This window comes from uncultured Sphingomonas sp. (genome assembly GCF_913062585.1).
In the GTDB taxonomy this organism is placed as follows: domain Bacteria; phylum Pseudomonadota; class Alphaproteobacteria; order Sphingomonadales; family Sphingomonadaceae; genus Sphingomonas.
Map to the genome: position 1 here is coordinate 63,606 of NZ_CAJXWX010000002.1, position 19,949 is coordinate 83,554.

22 protein-coding genes are annotated in these 19,949 nt (G+C 67.6%); 9 read left to right on the plus strand and 13 right to left on the minus strand.

Annotated features, from left to right (window positions below):
• Positions 1–126: 126 nt before the first annotated feature.
• The 4 genes from nusG to QZ546_RS02035 form a co-directional block, all read right to left on the minus strand.
• Positions 127–663, minus strand: a complete 537-nt coding sequence (nusG, locus tag QZ546_RS02020) for a transcription termination/antitermination protein NusG (RefSeq protein WP_261268998.1) — start codon at positions 661–663, stop codon at positions 127–129.
• Between the two features lie 10 nt (positions 664–673).
• Complete coding sequence (gene secE, locus QZ546_RS02025; protein ID WP_294233918.1) at positions 674–871, minus strand: preprotein translocase subunit SecE; 198 nt, start codon at positions 869–871, stop codon at positions 674–676.
• Positions 872–1,363: 492 nt separating this feature from the next.
• Positions 1,364–1,546 carry a YbdD/YjiX family protein gene (locus QZ546_RS02030; RefSeq protein ID WP_294233920.1) on the minus strand — a complete coding sequence of 61 codons (183 nt, stop codon included), beginning with the start codon at positions 1,544–1,546 and terminating at the stop codon, positions 1,364–1,366.
• Positions 1,543–3,588 (minus strand): carbon starvation CstA family protein, encoded by a 2,046-nt coding sequence (locus tag QZ546_RS02035; RefSeq protein WP_294233923.1) that lies wholly within the window; start codon positions 3,586–3,588, stop codon positions 1,543–1,545. The genes QZ546_RS02030 and QZ546_RS02035 overlap by 4 nt, the downstream gene beginning before the upstream one ends.
• Positions 3,589–3,742: 154 nt before the next feature.
• On the opposite strand from QZ546_RS02035, the gene QZ546_RS02040 reads away from it, so the two are divergent.
• Together QZ546_RS02040 and QZ546_RS02045 are read left to right on the plus strand one after the other, a co-directional pair.
• Positions 3,743–4,687 carry a hypothetical protein gene (locus QZ546_RS02040; RefSeq protein ID WP_294233926.1) on the plus strand — a complete coding sequence of 315 codons (945 nt, stop codon included), beginning with the start codon at positions 3,743–3,745 and terminating at the stop codon, positions 4,685–4,687.
• 224 nt (positions 4,688–4,911) lie between these two features.
• Entirely contained in the window at positions 4,912–5,502 is a 591-nt protein-coding gene (locus QZ546_RS02045; RefSeq protein ID WP_294233929.1) for an NADPH-dependent FMN reductase, read from the plus strand.
• Between the two features lie 393 nt (positions 5,503–5,895).
• On the opposite strand, the gene QZ546_RS02050 is transcribed toward QZ546_RS02045, so the two are convergent.
• Positions 5,896–6,567, minus strand: coding sequence for a thymidylate kinase (locus QZ546_RS02050; protein WP_294233933.1), 672 nt, complete (start codon positions 6,565–6,567; stop codon positions 5,896–5,898).
• Positions 6,567–6,845, minus strand: a complete 279-nt coding sequence (locus QZ546_RS02055; protein ID WP_056433511.1) for a chorismate mutase — start codon at positions 6,843–6,845, stop codon at positions 6,567–6,569. The genes QZ546_RS02050 and QZ546_RS02055 overlap by 1 nt, the downstream gene beginning before the upstream one ends.
• 110 nt (positions 6,846–6,955) lie before the next feature.
• On the opposite strand from QZ546_RS02055, the gene QZ546_RS02060 reads away from it, so the two are divergent.
• The 3 genes from QZ546_RS02060 (at position 6,956) to QZ546_RS02070 (ending at position 11,021) form a co-directional block, all read left to right on the plus strand.
• Positions 6,956–7,966, plus strand: a complete 1,011-nt coding sequence (locus tag QZ546_RS02060; RefSeq protein WP_294233939.1) for a polyprenyl synthetase family protein — start codon at positions 6,956–6,958, stop codon at positions 7,964–7,966.
• Between the two features lie 310 nt (positions 7,967–8,276).
• Positions 8,277–10,727 carry an ATP-dependent helicase HrpB gene (gene hrpB, locus QZ546_RS02065; RefSeq protein ID WP_294233942.1) on the plus strand — a complete coding sequence of 817 codons (2,451 nt, stop codon included), beginning with the start codon at positions 8,277–8,279 and terminating at the stop codon, positions 10,725–10,727.
• Positions 10,728–10,739: 12 nt separating this feature from the next.
• Positions 10,740–11,021 carry an ETC complex I subunit gene (locus tag QZ546_RS02070; RefSeq protein ID WP_294233945.1) on the plus strand — a complete coding sequence of 94 codons (282 nt, stop codon included), beginning with the start codon at positions 10,740–10,742 and terminating at the stop codon, positions 11,019–11,021.
• Between the two features lie 42 nt (positions 11,022–11,063).
• On the opposite strand, the gene QZ546_RS02075 is transcribed toward QZ546_RS02070, so the two are convergent.
• Positions 11,064–11,465, minus strand: coding sequence for an EVE domain-containing protein (locus QZ546_RS02075; RefSeq protein ID WP_294233948.1), 402 nt, complete (start codon positions 11,463–11,465; stop codon positions 11,064–11,066).
• Positions 11,466–11,603: 138 nt separating this feature from the next.
• Here QZ546_RS02075 and QZ546_RS02080 point away from each other — a divergent pair, with 138 nt between their 5' ends.
• Positions 11,604–11,999 carry a hypothetical protein gene (locus QZ546_RS02080; RefSeq protein ID WP_294233950.1) on the plus strand — a complete coding sequence of 132 codons (396 nt, stop codon included), beginning with the start codon at positions 11,604–11,606 and terminating at the stop codon, positions 11,997–11,999.
• 90 nt (positions 12,000–12,089) lie between these two features.
• Positions 12,090–12,371 (plus strand): DUF3297 family protein, encoded by a 282-nt coding sequence (locus tag QZ546_RS02085; RefSeq protein ID WP_294233953.1) that lies wholly within the window; start codon positions 12,090–12,092, stop codon positions 12,369–12,371.
• 311 nt (positions 12,372–12,682) lie between these two features.
• Here QZ546_RS02085 and QZ546_RS02090 read toward each other — a convergent pair whose 3' ends face one another.
• The 4 genes from QZ546_RS02090 to lipB all read right to left on the minus strand — a co-directional run bounded on the left by QZ546_RS02090 (position 12,683) and on the right by lipB (position 16,690).
• Complete coding sequence (locus QZ546_RS02090; RefSeq protein ID WP_294233956.1) at positions 12,683–14,545, minus strand: ABC-F family ATP-binding cassette domain-containing protein; 1,863 nt, start codon at positions 14,543–14,545, stop codon at positions 12,683–12,685.
• 193 nt (positions 14,546–14,738) lie between these two features.
• Positions 14,739–15,446, minus strand: coding sequence for a hypothetical protein (locus tag QZ546_RS02095; RefSeq protein ID WP_294233958.1), 708 nt, complete (start codon positions 15,444–15,446; stop codon positions 14,739–14,741).
• A 236-nt stretch (positions 15,447–15,682) separates the two neighbouring features.
• Positions 15,683–15,946 (minus strand): hypothetical protein, encoded by a 264-nt coding sequence (locus QZ546_RS02100; RefSeq protein WP_294233959.1) that lies wholly within the window; start codon positions 15,944–15,946, stop codon positions 15,683–15,685.
• Between the two features lie 90 nt (positions 15,947–16,036).
• Complete coding sequence (lipB, locus tag QZ546_RS02105) at positions 16,037–16,690, minus strand: lipoyl(octanoyl) transferase LipB (RefSeq protein WP_294234640.1); 654 nt, start codon at positions 16,688–16,690, stop codon at positions 16,037–16,039.
• Between the two features lie 149 nt (positions 16,691–16,839).
• Between lipB and QZ546_RS02110 the strand changes: the two genes are divergently transcribed.
• Positions 16,840–17,694 carry a hypothetical protein gene (locus QZ546_RS02110; protein ID WP_294233962.1) on the plus strand — a complete coding sequence of 285 codons (855 nt, stop codon included), beginning with the start codon at positions 16,840–16,842 and terminating at the stop codon, positions 17,692–17,694.
• Positions 17,695–17,717: 23 nt separating this feature from the next.
• A complete protein-coding gene (locus QZ546_RS02115) occupies positions 17,718–18,446 on the plus strand; it encodes a hypothetical protein (protein ID WP_294233964.1) in 729 nt (242 codons plus the stop codon).
• Between the two features lie 37 nt (positions 18,447–18,483).
• Here the strand turns inward: QZ546_RS02115 and QZ546_RS02120 are convergent, their stop codons facing one another.
• Together QZ546_RS02120 and hemF are read right to left on the minus strand one after the other, a co-directional pair.
• On the minus strand, positions 18,484–19,077 hold the full coding sequence (locus tag QZ546_RS02120) for an N-acetyltransferase (RefSeq protein ID WP_294233969.1): 594 nt from the start codon (positions 19,075–19,077) through the stop codon (positions 18,484–18,486).
• Positions 19,078–19,081: 4 nt separating this feature from the next.
• Positions 19,082–19,942, minus strand: a complete 861-nt coding sequence (gene hemF, locus QZ546_RS02125; protein WP_294233974.1) for an oxygen-dependent coproporphyrinogen oxidase — start codon at positions 19,940–19,942, stop codon at positions 19,082–19,084.
• Positions 19,943–19,949 lie beyond the last annotated feature (7 nt).

Genomic DNA, 19,949 nt, shown 5'->3' on the forward strand with positions numbered 1-19,949 from the left:
CGGGGCGTGGGCTTCGACTTCGCTCAGCCTGAACGGAGGTTTGTGAGGGGCGGGGAATGGGCGCCAGATACGAAAAGGGCCGGTGGCGTTGCCGCCCCGGCCCCTGTTTCGTCGGACGGCCCGAACTTACTTCGAGCGTTCGACCTGCTCGAAGTCCAGTTCCACCGGGGTCGCGCGGCCGAAGATCGACACCGACACCTTGACCTTGGACTTGTCGAAATCCAGTTCCTCGACCACGCCGTTGAAGCTGGCGAAGGGGCCTTCCAGCACCTTGACCGCGTCGCCGATCTCGTAGTCGACCTTGACCTTGTGCTTCGGGGCGGCGGCGGCCTCTTCCTTGGAATTCAGCATCCGCGTGGCTTCGCCTTCGCTGATCGCCTGCGGCTTGCCCATCGCGCCCAGGAAGCCGGTCACCTTCGGCGTGTTCTTGACGAGGTGATAGACCTGGTCGGTCATGTCGAGCTTGGCCAGCACGTAACCGGGCATGAACTTGCGCTCGACCGCGATCTTCTTGCCGCGGCGGGCCTCGGTCACGGTTTCGGTCGGCACCTCGATCTGGTCGACCAGATGGTCGAGGCCCAGACGGGTCGCCTCGGCCATGATCGAGTCGCGGACCTTGCCCTCGAAACCGGAATAAGCGTGGATGATGTACCAGCGCGCCATGGAAAACCTTTTACTTCGCGAACGACAGCAGGGTGCGGACCAGCGTCTCGAAGAACGAGTCGACCGCCAGGAAGAAGATGGCGAGGATCGTGGTCATCACCACGACCATCACGCCGGTCATCACCGTTTCGCGCCGCGTCGGCCAGACGACCTTCTTGGTCTCGGTCTTGACCTGGTTGATGAATTCGATGGGGGTCGTCTTCGCCACTCGTGCCGTTCCCGCACCTGCGTTGAAATTACTGTCAGCGAGGCATAGGTCCGCCGTCGCCTGCCCCAAGGGGCCTGCAACGAAAGGTCCGTCCGCGCTGTTCGGATGGGGATGCGATGTAGCTGTGGCTCGGGGAAAAGGCAAGGGTTGGGGCGGGTGGGGGTTTATGGTTCGCGCGAAGCCGCGATGGCGCGAAGGGTTTTGGTTCGCGCGGAGACGCGGAGATTTGTTGTTCGCGCAGAGGCGCGGAGGACGCAGAGGGGGAAAGACCTCCATTCCCCCGTCCGTTCAGCCTGAGCGTAGTCGAAGGCCAAGGGGAGACATCACCCCAAAGGTCTCGAAGCCGCAGGCTTGAGCCGCCAAGGCCTATCCGTGGCGGACGTTATCCCGTGGCCTTCGACTATGCTCAGGCTGAACGGAGGGGGGCATTATTCCCTCCGCGCCTCCACGCGAACCAACCTTCTTCGCGTCCTCGCGGCTTCGCGTGAACGATCAACAGCAACGCCCGCCATTCTTGCCCTCATAGCGCGCCTGCTGCCGCTCGCGGAAGAACGTCACCTCATCCATCGGCTCACGGTCGGGATGCCTGGCCGCCATATGCGCCACATAGGCGTCATAGCTGGGCATCCCGACCATGGCGTTGCCGATCTGGCGCAGGCGGGCGAGCCAGCTCATTCGGCCGCCACCATTTCGGGCGGGACTTCGGTCACGCTCGGCCGGTCGATCCGGCGCGCGATCAGGCAGGTGCGCACCGCATAGACCAGGATCGCCAGCACCACGCCCAGGAAGATCGCGCACAGCCCTGCGTCGATCCGGTCGTTGAAGATGATCCGGCCCATATCCGCCATGGTCTTGGCGGGGGGCAGGACCTTGCCCGATGCCGCCGCGCTGGCGAACTTGTCGGCATGGGCCAGGAAGCCGACGCGCGGATCGGCGGAGAAGATCTTCATCCACCCGGCGGTCAGCGTACAGGCGAGCAGCCAGAGGGTCGGGATCACCGTGATCCAGGCAAAGCGATCCTTCTTCATCCGGAACAGCACCACGGTGGACAGCATCAGCGCCACGGCGGCAAGCATCTGGTTGGAGATGCCGAACAGCGGCCACAGGGTGTTCACCCCGCCCAGCGGATCGGTGACGCCCTGATAGAGGAAGAAGCCCCAGGCCGCGACGCAAAGCGCCGTCGCGATCAGGCCCGGCGCGACCTTGCTCGATCCCCGGAAGCTGGGGACGACAAGGCCGATCAGGTCCTGCAGCATGAAGCGGCCCGCCCGCGTGCCCGCATCGACGGCGGTCAGGATGAACAGCGCCTCGAACAGGATCGCGAAGTGATACCAGAAGGCCTTCATCGCCTGTCCGCCGAACAGGTGGCTGAAGATTTCCGCCATCGCCACCGCCAGCGTCGGGGCACCGCCCGCGCGGGAAATGATCGTATGCTCGCCCACGTCGCGCGCGACCTGCACCAGCGTGTCGGCCGAGATGGGGAAGCCCATCGCGGTCACGGCGGCGGCGGCACTGGCCGGGTCGGTGCCCAGCACGGCGGCGGGCGCGTTCATCGCGAAATAGATGCCGGGGTCGAGGATCGAGGCGGCGACCAAAGCCATGATCGCCACCGCGCTTTCCATCAGCATCGCGCCATAGCCGATAAAGGGCGCGTCCTTCTCGCTGGCGATGAGCTTGGGGGTGGTACCGCTGGCGATCAGCGCGTGGAAACCCGACACAGCACCGCACGCGATGGTGATGAACAGGAAGGGAAAGAGCGGCCCCGCCCAGACCGGCCCGCTGCCGTCGATGAATTTGTTCAGGGCAGGCATCTTCAGCGGCGGCGCCATGATGACGATGCCGATGGCCAGCGCCACGATCGCGCCGATCTTGAGGAAGGTCGACAGATAGTCGCGCGGCGCCAGCAGCAGCCACACCGGCAGGACCGAGGCGACCGCGCCGTATCCGATCAGCAGGAAGCAGAGCTGGACCGGCGTGAAGGTGAAGAGCGGCGCGAGGACGGCCGATTCCGCGATCGACTGGCCATAGACGATCGCCAGGATCAGGCCGATGAAGCCGATGATCGATACCTCGCCGATCTTCCCCGGCCTCACCCAGCGGGTATAGCCGCCCATCAGCATCGCGAGCGGCACGGTGGCCGCCACGGTGAACAGGCCCCAGGGGCTCTCCGCCAGCGCCCGCACGACGATCAGCGCGAGGACGGCCAGGATGATGACCATGATCATGAAGGCGCCGAACAGCGCGATGGTGCCCGCCACGGGGCCCATCTCCATACGGATCAGCTCGCCCAGTGACCGCCCGTCACGCCGCATCGACAGGAACAGGACCAGGAAATCCTGCACCGCCCCCGCCAGCACGACGCCCGCCAAAATCCACAGCGTTCCGGGCAGATAGCCCATCTGCGCCGCCAGCACCGGCCCGACCAGCGGACCCGCGCCCGCGATGGCCGCGAAATGGTGGCCGAACAGCACCGTCCGGTCGGTCGCGACATAGTCCAGCCCGTCGGCGCGGCGAATGGCCGGGGTGGGGCGGCCGGGGTCGATGCCGATCACCCTGGCGATGAACAGCGCATAATAACGATAAGCGATCAGATAGACCGAGACGGCGGCGGCCACGATCCACAGCGCATTGACGGACTCGCCCCGCACGGTCGCGACGACGCCCAGCGCGCCTGCGCCGACGATCGCCAGCGCGATCCAGGGAAGGTGTTTGGTCATGCCCCGTCCGGTCCTCTTATTGTGTTTTGCGGTCCCTTCTAACCCTCTCGGGAAGGCGCGCCAGCCCCGAAAGCGCGACAAATTGTGGCGGCGATCACGGCTTGCACCGCGTCGCGGACCTGTCAGACTTGCGCTGGAGCAAGGACGGAGGCGTATGCGTAAAGGTCGGATGCTGCTGGCGCTCGGGGTGTTGCTGGCCGCCGGCGCCGCCGATGCCAGGGGAACCTCGTCCTTGTCGGGTGCCGCCCGCTGCCGGTTGCCGCCGGGATGGGATCAGGTGGCGGCGCGCGGCGCGCGCTTCGTGGTGTTCGGCGAAATGCACGGCACGCAGCAATCTCCCCGATTTTTCGGCGATGTCGCCTGTGCCCTGGCGGCCAGGGGCGAGCGGCTGCTGGTGGCCGTCGAGCATTTTTCCACCGTCAATGGGGATTTCCAAAAGGCCTGGGCCTTGCCGGACGCCGATTTCGTGCCGGCCTTGACCAAGGCGGGATGGGCCGGGCGTGACGATGGCGTCGGCAGCGAGGCGATGTTGGCGATGCTGGTGCGGCTTCACCGGCTGGCGCGGGCGGGGTATCGGATCGACATCGTGGCATTCAGCGGCGTGAGGGACGAGGCCCAGCAGCGTCGATTCGCCAGCCTGGCGGGGCAGGGGCCGCACGACGCCGCCCAGGCCGAGAATATCCGGGAGGCCGCTGTCCGACGCCCTTACGATCATGTCCTGATACTGGTCGGGAATGCCCATGCCCGCAAAAGCCCCGTGACCTACACGCCCGTGCCGTTCGAGCCGATGGCGATGCAACTCGGCAAGTCGGAGAGCGTCGTTTCCCTGAACATGAAATCGGCGGCGGGAACGATCTGGAACTGCGGACTGAAGCCGGACGTGGTTCGAAAGCCCGGCGTGCCGATCACCAATGCCGACATCGCATGTGGCGCTCATCCGGCGACGGCCGATGCCGACCTGAAGCCGACGCCCTTCATCGCCCTGGGGGGCTTGCCGGGGCAGCAGCCCGACCCGGACTATGACGGCGTCTACTGGCTTGGCCCGATCAGCGCGTCGCCGCCTGCCGTTCCGGATCGGAGTCCGCCGCGAAATCCGTAACCCAGGCCCGGCCTAACCTGCATCCGCTGGCTCCGCTCGCGGATCAGCGGCGAATCGGCGGCCCGGCCGTCCAGCCGCTCGATATTGGCGAACAGGGTCAGCACATTGCGACGGGGCAGTGGGCGTAGGACGGAACGCCGCCCTTGCCCGCATCCTTGCAACCGCCCCGTCCATGGCAAACTTAGCGCTTGCTCCGCCGCGCTGTCCGGGGTGAAAGGCTCGGCATGGCCCAAAACTCCTCCCCGCTCGTCGTCGGCATCGGCGGCACGATCGGCAGCGTCTCCTCGACCGAGCGCGCGCTTCGGACCGCGATGACCGCGGCGACGGAGGAGGGGTTCCGCACCCATGTCTTCGGCGGCGAGGATCTGGCGCACCTGCCGCTCTACAACCCCCGCGCCGGGGAGCGGACCGAGGCGGAACAGGTGTTCGTCGATACGGTGCGACAGGCCTCGGCGATCATCATCGCCAGCCCCGGCTATCATGGCAGCATCTCGGGGTTGGTGAAGAACGCGCTCGACCTGCTGGAGGAAACGGCGAAGGACGACCGGCCCTATTTCGCCGATCTGCCCGTGGGACTGATCGCCACCGCCTATGGCTGGCAGGCGACGGGCTCGACCATCGCGGCGCTGCGGTCGATCGTCCATGCGCTACGCGGCTGGCCCACGCCCTTTGCGGCGGCGGTGAATACGCAGCAGACGCGCTTCGACGAAGAGGGGCGGATCAGCGACCCGGCGGTCGAGGGGCAGTTGCGGCTGGTCGGCCAACAGGTCGCCCGCTTCGCGCCGCTGGCGGGGACGATCCGCGCGTCGAATTGAGGGGCTTTTTTGGTTCGCGCGGAGGCGCGAAGATTTTTACGTTCGCGCAGAGGCGCGGAGGACGCAGAGGTGAATGGCGCGCGGTCGCGCAATTCTCTATTCTTCCTGTGTGAAGAAGGGCTGCGCGATCCGCCGGGTATGACACCTCCGCGTTCTCCGCGCCTCCGCGCGAACCATTTTCTTCTCTTCGCGCCATCGCGGCTTCGCGTGAGACGAATGATGGCACGCACCGCACCCGTCGAATGGACTCGTTCCCCGGCGAAGGCCGGGGTCCAGTTTATATGCGCCATCGAGCACCTGATGGCCTTGCCTCCCACGCAACGTTCGGGCGCGCCACCAGCTTGGTAGAAACTGGACCCCGGCCTTCGCCGGGGAACAGGTTCCGGGGAACGGTTAGCGTAGGCGCTGCGTCACCAGCGTGGTGATCTCGTCCGCGATCTCGGCGGGATCGCGCAATTCGCCATGCGCCACGGTCGACACGGTCGTCCATTCGCCCAGCATCGCGCCGTCGGCCATCGCGGCGTAATTGGCACGGACCCGCGCCTGGAGCCCCAGGTCCGCCTCATAGGCGTCGTACGTATCGTCGGTATAGCTGCGCTTGCGCTTGCGGGCGATCAGGTCGCGCGCGACGTCGAGCGGCGTGTCGAGATAGACCGACAGATGGGGGGCTGGCAGGCGGAACTGGACCGTCTCCAGCTGCTCGATCCATTGCAGCAGCGCGGGTGCCTGTTCGGGCGGGACCTGCGCGGCCTGATAGGCCATGTTCGACGCGATATAGCGGTCGAAGACGATGACGTCATGGCGCTCGGCCAGCTCAATCAGGTGCGGTCGCGACTCGAATCGGTCGAGCGCGTACAGCGTCGCCGCCGTCTCGGGCGCCGCCGCATGGGGCAGGCGGCCCGCCAGATATTCGCCCAGCGCCCAGCCGCCGACCGTCTCGGCATAACGAGGGAAGGACAAGGCGGCGGCGGACAGCCCGGCGGCGTTCAGCCGCTCGGTCACGGCCGCCGTCGCGGTCGCTTTCCCGGCGCCGTCCGCGCCCTCGATCGCGAGTAGAAACGCCATCAGCCGCGCAAGCGTTCGTGGTGACGGATCACCTCGTCGATGATGAAGCGCAGGAATTTTTCCGAAAATTCCGGGTCCAGCTGCGCATCGCTCGCCAGTTGCCGCAGCCGGGCGATCTGCGACTCCTCGCGGCCCGGATCGGCGGGGGGCAGTTCGTTCTCCGCCTTGTAGCGGCCGACGGCCTGGGTGATCTTGAATCGCTCGGCCAGCATGAAGACCAGCGCGGCGTCGATATTGTCGATCGACTGGCGATAGCCCGTCAGCACGGTGTCGGACATGGTCGGCGTATCTCCCTCTGGCGGCCCGCGCCGCACATGAATTCGCGTTCGCCCTTTCGCGCTTAGGCTTGCGTTCGGCAAGCGTTGTCGCCAGAGGCTCTTACCTGCCCATGACCGTAACCGCCACCCGCCTCGCCAAGCCCGCGCCCTCGCTGGACCCGATGATCCGGCTGGTGGCGGACGACATGAACGCCGTGAACCAGGTCATCATCGACCGGATGCGGTCGGAAATCCCGTTGATCCCGCAACTTGCCGGCCACCTGATCTCGGGCGGCGGCAAGCGGATGCGCCCGATGCTGACGCTCGCCAGTGCGCAACTGCTGGGATATCAGGGCACCAGCCACCATGTTCTGGCGGCGGCGGTCGAGTTCATCCATACCGCCACGCTGCTGCACGACGATGTCGTGGACGGGTCGGACCTGCGGCGCGGACGGCGCACCGCCAACATCATCTGGGGCAATCCCGCCAGCGTGCTGGTCGGCGACTTCCTGTTCAGCCGCTCCTTCCAGCTGATGGTCGATGCGGGCAGCCTGAAGGTACTCAGCATCCTGTCGGGCGCGTCGGCGGTGATCGCCGAGGGCGAGGTGAACCAGCTGACCGCCGTGCGGCAGGTCGAGCTGCCCGAGGAGCGCTATCTCTCGATCATCGACGCCAAGACCGCCGCGCTGTTCGCCGCCGCCTGCCGCATCGCCGCCGTCATCGCCGAACGGCCCGAGGCGGAGGAACTGGCGCTGGAGGCCTATGGCCGGAACCTGGGCATCGCGTTCCAGCTGATCGACGATGCGATCGACTATGTGTCGGACGCGGGCACCATGGGCAAGGATGCGGGCGACGATTTCCGCGAGGGCAAGATGACCCTGCCGGTGATCCTCGCCTATGCGCGCGGCAATGAGGAAGAGCGGACCTTCTGGAAGGACGCGGTTGAGGGACGTCGGACCTCGGACGAGGACTTCACCCATGCCATCGCGCTCGTTCGCAAGAGCCGGGCGGTCGACGACACCATGGCGCGTGCGCGGCACTATGGCGGGCTGGCGATCGAGGCGATCCGGGGTTTTGCGGACGGTCCGGCCAAGGCGGCGATGATCGAGGCGGTCGAGTTCGCGGTCGCGCGGGCTTACTGACCATCCATTGACCCCGGCGAAGGCCGGGGCCCAGTTGCGGTGGATTATCGAAGGCGCGGGGCGGTTTGCCTCTCCCGCCGCGTCTGGCGCGCCACCGGCTTGGCGGAGCCTGGGCCCCGGCCTTCGCCGGGGAACGGCTTTGCTGAGAGTACGCCCCAGTCCCCGTTCAGCCTGAGCGTAGTCGAAGGCAAAGGGAAACCCTGTCCGCTGGGCGAATGTTAAAGCGTGGGCTTCGACTTCGCTCAGCCTGAACGGAGGTGGGGACGGCGCATGTCTTCACCCCGCCCTGCAAACCCCCTATCGCAAGCCGATGACCCTGCCCGTCACCGCCGTCCTGCCCGAACTGCTGACCGCGCTCGCCGATGCTCCCAACGCGGTCCTCGTCGCGCCCCCCGGCGCGGGCAAGACCACCGCCGTTGCGCCCGCTTTGCTCGACGAGCCCTGGTGCACCGGGGAAGTCCTGCTCCTCTCCCCACGCCGCCTCGCCGCGCGTGCCGCCGCCGAGCGGATGGCGGCGCTGGCGGAAGAGCCGGTCGGCCGCACCTTCGGCTATGCCACGCGGATGGATACGAAGGTCAGCGCCACTACCCGCGTGACCGTCGTGACCGAAGGCATCTTCGTCGCCCGCATCCAGGCCGATCCCGAATTGGCGGGCGTGTCGGCGGTGCTGTTCGACGAGGTCCACGAACGCAGTCTCGATGGCGATTTCGGCCTGGCGCTGGCGCTCGATGCGCAAGGAGGCTTGCGGCCCGACCTCCGGCTGGTCGCTATGTCGGCGACGCTCGACGGTCGCCGCTTCTCCAGCCTGATGGGTGATGCCCCCGTGATTGAGAGCGAGGGGCGCAGCTATCCGCTGACCCTGCGCCATCTCGGTCGCGCGGTCGAAGCGCGAATCGAGGATTCGGTCGCCGCCGCCATCCGCCGCGCGCTTCAGGAAGAGGCGGAGGGCGATATTCTCGCCTTCCTCCCCGGCACCGCCGAGATCGCGCGCACCGCCGAGCGGCTCGCGAACCTGCCCTCCGCCATCGCCATTCACGAACTCCATGGTTCGCTCGACCCGGCGGCGCAGCGCGCGGCGATCCGGCGCGATCCCGAGGGGCGGCGGCGGATCGTGCTCGCCACCTCGATCGCGGAGACCAGCCTGACGCTCGACGGCGTGCGGATCGTCGTCGATTCGGGGCTTGCCCGCCGTCCGCGCTATGACCGCGCGGCGGGCATGACCCGGCTCGTCACCGAGCGCGCCAGCCAAGCCGCCGTCACCCAGCGTGCGGGCCGCGCCGCGCGTCAGTCGCCCGGTGTCGCCTATCGCCTGTGGGAGGAGGCCGCGACGGCGGGCCTGCCGCGCTTCGACCCGCCCGAAATCCTGGAGGCGGACCTGTCGGCGCTGCTGCTCGGCACGGCATTATGGGGCGTGAGCGATCCGCGCGCGTTGCCTTGGCTCGACCCGCCGCCCGAAGCCGCCGTCGCCGAAGCGCGCGCCCGGCTGACCGTGCTGGAGGCGCTGGACGAGACCGGCCGCCCGACCGCGCATGGCAAGGCGATTGCGCGCCTCCCCATGGCCCCGCGTCTGGCGCATATGCTGATTCGCAGCGGGGAGCGGGGCCTGGCCGCCACCGCCGCCGAGGTCGCGGTGCTGCTGGGCGAACGGGGAATCGGTGGCCAGGATGTCGATATCGAACAACGCCTGCGCCGCTGGCGAACCGAGCGCGGCCCCAAGGCCGAGGCGGCGAGGGCGATGGCAAAGCGTTGGACGGGCCTCGCCCCCAAGCCGATCGAGCAGGAGGCCTGGGATTACCCGGCGGGTGTGTGTCTGGCGCTGGCCTATCCCGACCGGGTCGCGCGGCGGCGCGACTCGACCGGCGAGAATTGGGCGAGCGTGGGGGGCAGGGGCTTCCGGCTCGATCCCGCCTCGGGGCTGGCGAGTTCGGAATGGCTGGCGGTCGGCGAGACGCAAGGTGCGGCATCGGGCGCACGAATCCTGTCCGCCGCCCCGCTCGACCTCGCGACCATCGAGGCGCTGTTCGCCGAGCGGATCGAGACGCGGCGCACCGTCACCTTTAATCCCGCGACCGGCGGGGTTGAGGCGCTGCGCGAACGGCGGCTGGGCGGGCTTCGCCTGTCGAGCGGCCCCGATTCGGGGGCGTCTGCCGAAGCCATCGCCGAGGCTTTGGTCCAGGGGGTGCGGACGCACGGCCTGTCGCTGTTGCCCTGGAGCGACGGGGCAGGGGCCTATCGTGCGCGCGCCGCCTATGCCGGGGTGGCGTTGGATGACGAAACGCTGATCGCGCGGGCAGACGACTGGCTGCCCGCGCTGGTAGCGGGCAAAAGGCGGTTGGACGCCATCGCGCCCGGCGCGCTGACCGAGGCGATCCGCAACCTGATCGACTGGAACGACCAGAAGCGGATCGATTCGATGGCGCCTGCCCATTTCACCAGTCCGGCGGGCAGCACCCATGCGATTGATTATGCGGCCGAAGGCGGCCCGCGCGTCGAGCTGCGCGTACAGGCGCTGTTCGGCCTGGCCGAGCATCCGGTGATCGGCACCGAGCGGGTGCCGTTGGTCCTCAGCCTGACCTCACCCGCCGGGCGGCCGATCCAGACGACTCGCGACCTGCCCGGTTTCTGGGCGGGCAGCTGGAGCGCGGTGGCCAAGGAAATGCGCGGTCGCTACCCCCGCCATCCTTGGCCCGACAACCCTGCCGCGGCCTCCGCGACCCTGCGCACGAAAAAGGCGGATGCAAGAGCCGCCGGTTCGCGATAAGGGACAGACATTATGGCCACTGCTCGCATCTTCCAGCGCCCCAAGAACGCGATGCAATCCGGCAAGTACCGGACCGATCGCTGGCAACTCGAATTCGAACCCGTCGAGGCGAAAAAGCCCGATCCCCTGACCGGCTGGGCCGGCAGCGGCGACACGCGGGAGCAGGTTCGCCTGACCTTCGCGACGCTGGAAGAGGCGATCGCCTATTGCCAGCGCGAGGGGCTCGACCACCATGTCGTGCCGACGCCGCAAAAGACGCTGAAGCTGCAAAGCTACGCCGACAATTTCCGCTGAGCGCGGGCGGGCCGTCACCCTGCGCGTCTTTCGCTGACAGGGTTACAGGCCCGCCATCGCCATCAGGACCGCCCATTCCGCCTCGCCCACTGGCGAGACGGACAGCCGCGACTGGCGCAGCATCGGCAGCGCGGCGAGAGCGGGTTCCGCCTTCATCGCGGCCAGCGTCACCGGCCGGGGCAGCGGGCGGTCCGGCGACACCTGTACCGAAACCCAGCGGCCATCATCGCCATCCGCCCGCGCGGTGCGGCTGATCGTTGCGATCCCGACCGCCGCCTTGTCCTTGCCGCTATGGTAGAATAGCGCCCGGTCGCCGACCGCCATGGCGCGGAGATGCCCGGCGGCGGCGGCATTGCGCACCCCGTCCCATTCGGTCGCGCCGTCACGGACCAGATCGTCCCAGCCATAGCTGTCCGGTTCCGATTTTAGCAGCCAATGCGCCATCGCCACCCTTCTCCTGAACCGCACGTAAACGCCCTATTCCGCGTCCATTCAGCCCGATCGTGGCAAGGACCGCAACACGGACCCCGCGTGCGCGTTTTGCCATCAGCGGACCGGGCGTATTTGTATCGGAGGTTCGGTATGAACGGAATGTTGAAGAAGCTGGGACTGGGCCTCGCTTTGGGAGCGACCGCGTTGACGGCGGCGGCTCCGGCCGAGGCGCAGCGTTGGGGCCGTGGCTGGGGCGGCGGCTATGGCGGCTATTACCACCGCGATCGCGGCGGCGATGCGGTCGCGGGTGCGCTGATCGGTGGCATCCTCGGCCTGGGCGTGGGTGCGGCAATCGCGAGCAGCAACCAGCCGCGCTATGTCGATCGAGGCTATTACTATAACCGGGGCTATGACCCCTATTATGCGCCGCCGCCCCCGCCGCCGGTGGTGACCTATGAGTATCGCAGCTACGCGCCGCGCTGCTGGAACGACTGGCGCTGGGATCCCTATTGGGGCCGCAGCGTGCCGGTCCGGGTCTGCAACTAAAGCCCATGGCGGCGTCGGGAGCGATCCCGGCGCCGCTTTTTCTCGGGCCCCTGCTTGGCAGCGCGCCCGACTCGGGGTTAAGGCCGGACCATGACCGATACCGTTCCCGATCGCCTGTCCACCAACCCGGACAGCCCCTATTTCGACCAGGACCTCCTCTCGCGTGGGGTCGGCATCCGCTTCAAGGGCAATGAGCGCCGCGACGTCGAGGAATATTGCATTTCCGAGGGCTGGATCCGCGTCGCGCTGGGCAAGAAGGTCGACCGCCATGGTCGCCCGCTGACCCTGAAGCTGAACGGCGAGGTCGAGGCGTGGATCGAGAATCCGGCCGGTGGTGAAGACGCCGAGGGTTCGGAAGAAACCGAAGCGTAATTACTAGGCGTACCCCGGCGAAGGCCGGGGTCCAGTTGCTGGGCGCCTTCGAGGGTGGGGTGTCGTTGCCTCCCACTTGCCGGATAGCGCGCCATCGACCTGCTCGAAACTGGGCCCCGGCCTTCGCCGGGGAACAGAAGGAAATTTGGGGAGGGCATTCCCCAAACCCCCGTTCAGGCGGAGCGAAGTCGAAGCCCACGGGAATCCCTCAGCGCACTTCGACTTCGGCGCGACGCGCCGAAGTTTATCCTGAGCGGCTGGCTTGCCAGCCCGCCGAAGGGCTCAGTGCGAACGGAGGACGGGAGGGGACCTTACGCCGCCTCCATCGCCTCGCCGGCTTCCATCCAGCGCATTTCCGCCTCGGCCAGCTTGTCGACCACTTCGGCGCGGCGCTTGTTCAACTCGCCCATCGACAGTTTCGCATGGCGCGGTTCCGCCGCCGCCGGATCGTTCATCGCCTTGTCCAGCGCATCGCGCTCGCGGGTCAGCTTGGCCATTTCGTCTTCGATACCACGCAGCGTCTTCTTCATCGCGTTGAAGCGTTCGCGCTGCTCGGCCGAGGCTTTCTTGCTCGCCGCCCGATCGGCCTTGGACGCGGCATCGCCCTGGCCCGCATCGCCCTTCAGGACGAAGGCGATATAATCGTCCAGCGACCCGTCGAATTCCTTGGCGGTGCCGTTGTCGACCAGCACCAGCCGGTCCGCCGTCATCTCCAGCATGTGGCGGTCGTGGCTGACCAGCACGACGGTGCCCTTGTACATGTTGAGCGCCTGGACCAGCGCCTCGCGCGCGTCGACGTCCAGGTGGTTGGTCGGCTCGTCGAGGATCAGCATGTGCGGCGCGTCGCGCGTAATCAGCGCCAGCGCCAGCCGCGCGCGCTCGCCGCCCGACAGCTTGCCGACCTTCGTCGTCGCCTTATCGCCCGAAAAGCCGAAGCGGCCGAGCTGCGCACGCACCGCCGCCGGGGTCGCGCCGCGCATGATGCGTGTCATATGCTCCAGCGGCGTGTCGTCGGTGTCGAGTTCTTCGACCTGATACTGGGTGAAGTAGCCGACCCGCATCTTGCCCGACGAGTTCATGTCGCCTTCCATCGGCGTCAGCTGCGCGGCGAGCAGGCGGGCCAGCGTCGTCTTGCCGTTGCCGTTCCGGCCCAAAAGCGCTATCCGGTCGTCCGGGTCGATGCGCAGGTTCAGCCGCTTCAGGATCGGCGTCTCGGCATAACCCACGCTCGCCAGGTCCAGCGTGATGAGCGGCGGGCGCAGCTGGTCGGGATCGGGGAAGTCGAAGGACAGCGAGGGGTCGTTCGCCATCTCGGCGATCGGCTGCATCTTGGACAGCATCTTGGCGCGGCTCTGCGCCTGCTTGGCGGTCGAGGCGCGGGCCGAGTTGCGCGCGATATAGTCCTGCAACTTGGCGCGCTGCGCGTCCTGGTTGGCCTTGGCGGCGGCGAGCTGCGCCATCCGCTCGGCGCGCTGGCGCTCGAACGAGTCGTACCCGCCGGGATAGAGCGTCACCTTGCCGCCCTGCAGGTGCAGGATATGGTCGACGACATTGTTCAGGAAGTCGCGCTCATGGCTGACCAGCAGGATCGTCGCGCGATAGGATTTGAGGAAATCCTCCAGCCACATCACCGCTTCAAGGTCGAGGTGGTTCGACGGTTCGTCGAGCAGCAACACGTCGGGTGCGGAGAACAGAAGGGCGGCGAGCGCCACGCGCATCTTCCACCCGCCCGAATAGCTCGACAGCGGACGCGCCTGCATCGCCTCGTCGAAACCCAGGCCCTGGAGGATGCTGGAGGCGCGCGCGGGCGCGGTATAGGCGTCGATCGCGATCAGCCGCTCATAGATGTCACCCAGCTTTTCGGGATCGCTCTCGGTCTCGCTGCGCTCCATCAGCTCGGCGCGCTCGATGTCGGCGGCCAGCACCGTCTCGAACGGCGTCGCGGTGCCGTCGGGGGCTTCCTGCGCGATATAGCCGAGCTTGGCGCCCTTGGGCATTTCGCAAGCGCCGTCATCGGCCTCCAGCTGGCCTGCGATCACGCGGACGAGCGTCGACTTGCCCGCGCCATTGCGGCCGATCAGGCCGACCCGGCTGCCGGGGGGAAGGGCCGCGGATGCACCGTCGAGGATCGTGCGGCCGCCCAGGCGCACGGTGATGCCATTCAGATTGAGCATGGCCGCGCGCGTAGCAAATTCCGGCGCGAAAGGGGAGGGGGGCCTTTCATCCTCCCCTACAAGGGGAGGGGGACCATCCGAAGGATGGTGGAGGGGTGTCGCCGCCAGCGAGAGGCAAAGCCATTCGCCGTGACACCCCTCCGTCAGGCCTGCGGCCTGCCACCTCCCCTTACAGGGGAGGAATAGGGAGACTTCAGCGCGCCGCCAGGTTCGTCGCGCCGGCGGGCGGCCAGTTCTGGGGGCCGCACTTCTTGACGACCCATTCGGCCCTCTTGTTCCAACACAGCGCATCCAGGCGCGGCATGGTCGCGGCGAAATGCTCGCGGCCGATATAGCGGGGGAAGCGCTGCTCGCCATAAGGGACCAGGCTGTTGCGCAGTTCCTGCATCCGCTCGACCGCCAGTTCGCCCAGATGGCCGCGCGGGGTGAAGACCGCCGCGTGCAGGATCGAGCCCGCCGTCTGGCAGAAGCCGAGCTGCCCCGCGACCGAGGAGAAGCTGGCATAGGTGCGCGTGCCATATTGGTCGAGCGCGTTCTGCCCTTCCCTCAGCCCCTTGTTCGTCCGCTTGAAATAGGCGCCCAGCGTGTCGAACGCGCCCTTCAGCTCGGCCTCGTGGTCCTTCAGCACGGCGTTGTAATTGGCGACCGTGGAGAGCATCGGTTCGAACTGGCATTGCAGCGCGGCCACGTTCAACGCCGCACGCATGTTCCACAACAGTCCCGCGCGCATCTCCGCCGGGGTCGCGCCGGGCAACGGCTGGCCGATGCCCGGCTCGTCGCCGCGAACGGGTTTCCCCTGGAAATTATAGGGCTGCAGGAAGAATTGTGCCGATGCGGGCGCCGCTGCGCCCATCCCCCAAAACGCCACGCCAGCGACCAGCGCGGTACGCACCACCTTCATTATATTCCGATCCTTCCCCCGGAGGGCCTTCGAGCGTCCCGAAACATAACGCTTTTTGGGGTTCGACCCAAATGGAAATCGTGCCTGTGCGACGATTGTCGGGGCAGGGCGGTCGTTACGGAAAGGTAGCGAAATCAGCGCTTTTCCGGGCTTTCGGGTCCCTGTTCTCAGCCCATGAAAAAGGGGCCGCCCAGTCGCCCGGACGGCCCCTTTCGTCGGGATGACCCCAACGATGATTACATCGCGTTGGTCGCGTTGGTGGTCATCGTGTCGTTGGCCATCATCATGTCGTTGCCCATGGTGTCGTTGGCCATCATGCCACCGTTCATGGCGCCGTCGACGGCGGTCATGTTGTCGGTGGTGGTGTCCATGCCTTCCGACGCATTCATGGTCATGTTGGCGTCGGCAGTGTTCTCGGTCTTCGAACCGCAAGCCGAAACCGCGAGCGCCGCGCCGGCGATGATCGAGCCCGTCAGGACCTTGGAGATGATTGCACGCATTGGAAGCTCCCTTGATATTAAGGATTTGGAACGGCTTGCTGGCCCTATTACCCAAATCGGGGTGGACATTAATCGGATACCGTCTGGTCCTCAAGCCTCGTTTTGTCGCAGTGCACCGAGATCGTCGAGGAATGCCGGAAAGGTGAACGCCAGCGCCTCGTCAAAGGTTTCCAAGGACTTGACGCCGTTTAATGCAAAAAGACTGGTCACCGGGAACTCCGGCAGGCCGCATGGGACGATGCCCCCGAAATGGGACAGGTCGGGTGCAATATTGATCGCAAAGCCGTGCAGCGTGACCCAGCGCTTCACCCGGACGCCGATCGCGCCGATCTTCGCCTCCGGTCCGCCGTCGCGCGTCCAGATGCCGACGCGCCCGTCCACGCTGAACGCCTTCACCCCCAGATGGGCCAGCGCGGCGATCAGCCAGTCCTCCAGCCCGTGGACGAAGCGGCGCACGTCGCGCCCGCGCTTCGTCAGGTCCAGGACCAGATAGCCGGTCCGCTGGCCGGGGCCGTGATAGGTATATTTGCCGCCGCGCCCGGTCTGGAACACCGGAAAGCGCGGGTCGACCAGTTCGACCGGATCGGCGCTGGTCCCCGCCGTATAGACGGGGGGATGTTCGAGCAGCCAGACCAGTTCGCGTGCCTCGCCCGTGGCGACGGCAGCGGCGCGCGCCTCCATCTCGGCCAGGGACTGGTCATAGGGAGTCAGGCCCGGGCTGATCCGCCATTCGATATCGGGCATGTCGGGTAGGTGGGTCACGATGCCAGCGTCTCTGCGCCTCCCTCCGCGCCGATGCAAGGGGCGGGAAATGGTGGCGCCCGATGGCGTTGTGCAGGGCAATGGTCTAGGCGAGGAGGGTCGGGCGGGGTGACCCGGCCAAGGGAGGAACGATGACGGTCAGGATCGGAACCGTGTGGGACAGCACGCAGCAGGTGCTGGCGGGCAGGACAAGCATGCTGGCGCCCTTCGCCGCGATCGGCTTCGTTCTGCCGTCCGTGTTGCAGCTGCTGCTGATGCCGCGCGGCGGCATGGCTGCGGGGCATGTCGGGCTGCCCGGCCTTGCCGTCACGATCCTGTCGGTCGTGCTCGGCATATGGGCACAGCTCGCCATCATGGCGCTGGCCACCCATCCGGCGACCACCCCCGCCGAGGCGTCGCGCGCCGGGTTCCGCCGCCTGTTCGCGGTACTGGGCGTCGCGATCGCGCTCCTGATCGCCTTTGCGCTGATCGTCCTGGTGCCGTTCGCGGTGCTGGGCGCGTCGGGCTATGACTTCAACGCGGCGATGGCCGCCAATGGCGATCCGACGAAGCTGCCCCCGATGGCGAGCGGCGCGGCGCTGTTCGTGCTGCTCTATGGCCTGGTGATCCTGGTCGCGGCGCTCTGGCTCGTCGCGCGGTTGATGCTGGTCTATGCGGTCGTGCTGAACGAAGGGCGCGAGTTGGGCGCCATCCGACGCTCGATCGTGCTGACCCGGGGGCTGACCTGGCGTCTGCTCGGCGCCTTCCTGCTGTTCCTGATCGTGATCTCCGTCGCGACCTTTGCGGCCCAGAGCGTGCTGGGCGCGGTCCTGCGCCTGATCCTGGGGCCGAACCAGCTGGGCCTGGCGGTGGGGCTGGCGACGCTGGTGGGATCGGTCATCAGCGCGGGCTTCATGACGCTCGCCTATGTCTTCATCGCGCGCCTTTATGTCGCGACGGCGGGCGAGGAGACGATCGGCCGGGAGGACGGTTCGCCGTCGCTGTGATGGGATTGGATGTCATTGCCACGTTGCGGGACGCTTGGGGCCTGTTCCGCCGCGACCGGACCCTGCTGGTCGCGCTGATCGCGCCCTTCGTCTTCTGGCCGACGCTCGCGGTCTATCTGCTGGTGCCCGCGCCGCCCAAGCCGGCGGAGGGCGCGGGGGCTTCGAGCACGGGCATGTTGGCCTGGGTCGATTCGGTCGGCGCCTGGGCGGGCCAATATGGCGGCTGGTATGTCGCGGCCTATGCGATCGGGCTGATCGGCACGGCGGCGGTGCTGGCGCTGCAACTCGGCGCGGGGCGGCCGACGGTCGCCGACGCGCTGGCGCGGACGGGGCGCATGATGCCGCGTTTCCTGCTGGCGATGATGCTGGTCGGCCTGCCGGTGGGGGCGGGGATGCTGCTCTACATCCTGCCGGGCCTGTATGTGGCGGGACGGTTGATGCTGGTCGGCCCGGTGCTGTTCGCCGAGCGGCGGATGGCGGCGATGAGCGCGCTGTCGCGGTCGGTGAAGCTCACCCGGGGGGCGGGGCTGTCGATGGCGGCGCTGGTGGCGTGCACCTATCTGGGCGGCATGATCGCGGCCCAGCCCTTTCTGTCGCTGGTCGATTGGGTCAAGGGCGATAGCGGCATCGGCAATCCGGTGGCGATCGCCCTGCTGCAATCGGGCGCGGCGGCGGTGGCGATGGCGACCGGCCTGGCCCAGGCGCTGATCTCGGTCGCGGCCTATCGTCGGCTGGTCAGTCTGATCCACTGACGAGGAAGCGGCGCCGCCCCGATCCAGCTTCGCTGGATCAGACTCGCACGTCCAGCCGGGGGATCTGTGGCGCGGCGTCCGGCGGTAGCAGGCCCAGCGCGCGCGGATCGGGAAAGGTCTCGATCGCGCGGGAGACGGCGACGAAGCCCTGCCTGCGATAGAAATTGAGCGCGGAAGGGTGGTCGAGCGTGCAGGTATGCACCCAGACCCGCTCCAGCCCGGGCGTCCAGGCGCGCATCAGTGCTTGCGCCATCAGCCAGCGGCCATGGCCCTGTCCCGCCAGTTCGGGGATCAGCCCGAAATAGCCGATCTCGCATTCGCCCGCCCGGCGATGGTCGAGTTCGAGCAGCCCGACCTCGATCCCCGCCCGGTCGACGACCGCAAGGACCGAGACGGCGGGGTCATGGATGATCGCGGTCAGCGCGGCATCGTCCATCACCAGCCGCGAGAACCACAGCCACGGCGCGCCGACCCGCGCGAAGAGCGTGCGATACTTGGCCGGATCGGGCAGGCCCCAGGCGACCAGCCTCAGCGGCGAGGCGGGCAGCGGGCGCGGGCGGGGCCGCTCGCGCATCTCCAGCGTGGTGACGATCGTGGCGATCTCGGCAGGGTCGACGGGGATCAGCGCCATGGTCCTATTCCCAGGTGGCCAGCGGCGGCAGGCTCATCAGGATCGCGTCGATATTGCCGCCAGTCTTCAGCCCGAACAGCGTGCCACGATCATAGACCAGGTTGAACTCGGCATAGCGCCCGCGCCATGCCAGCATCTGCGCCCGGTCCGCCTCGGTAAAGGGCATGGCCATCCGCCGCCGCACGATGCGCGGGAAGATGTCCAGGAACGCCTCCCCGACATCGCGGGTGAAGGCGAAATTGCCGTCGAAGTCGCCTTCCAGATGGTCGTAGAAGATGCCGCCCACGCCGCGATGCACCTGGCGATGGGGGATGTAGAAATACTCGTCGGCCCAGGCCTTGAACCGGGGATAATGATTCGGGTCATGCGCATCGCACGCGGCCTTCAGCCGGGCGTGGAAGTCGGCGGTGTCCTCCTCGATCGGCAGCGGCGGGTTCAGGTCGGCGCCGCCACCGAACCAGCGCTTCGTCGTGGTCAGGAAGCGGGTGTTCATATGCACCGCGGGGACATGCGGGTTCGCCATATGTGCGACCAGGCTGATGCCGGTCGCCACGAAGCGCGGATTGTCGCCAGCGCCGTGGATCGTCTTGGCGAACGGCCCCTCGAAGGTGCCGCCGACGGTCGAGACGTTGACGCCGACCTTCTCGAACACGCGCCCCTTCATCACCCCGCGCACGCCGCCGCCGCCGGGCTCGCCGCTCGGGTCGGTGCGGTCCCAGGCGGTGTATTGAAAGGCTGCGTCCGATCCCGCCTCGCGCTCGATCGCTTCGAACGCCGCGCAGATCCGATCGCGCAGCGATTCGAACCACAGGCGGGCGGCGTCCTGCTCGGCATCGAGCGCGATATCGGGGGAGCGGCTGGTCATGATGCGC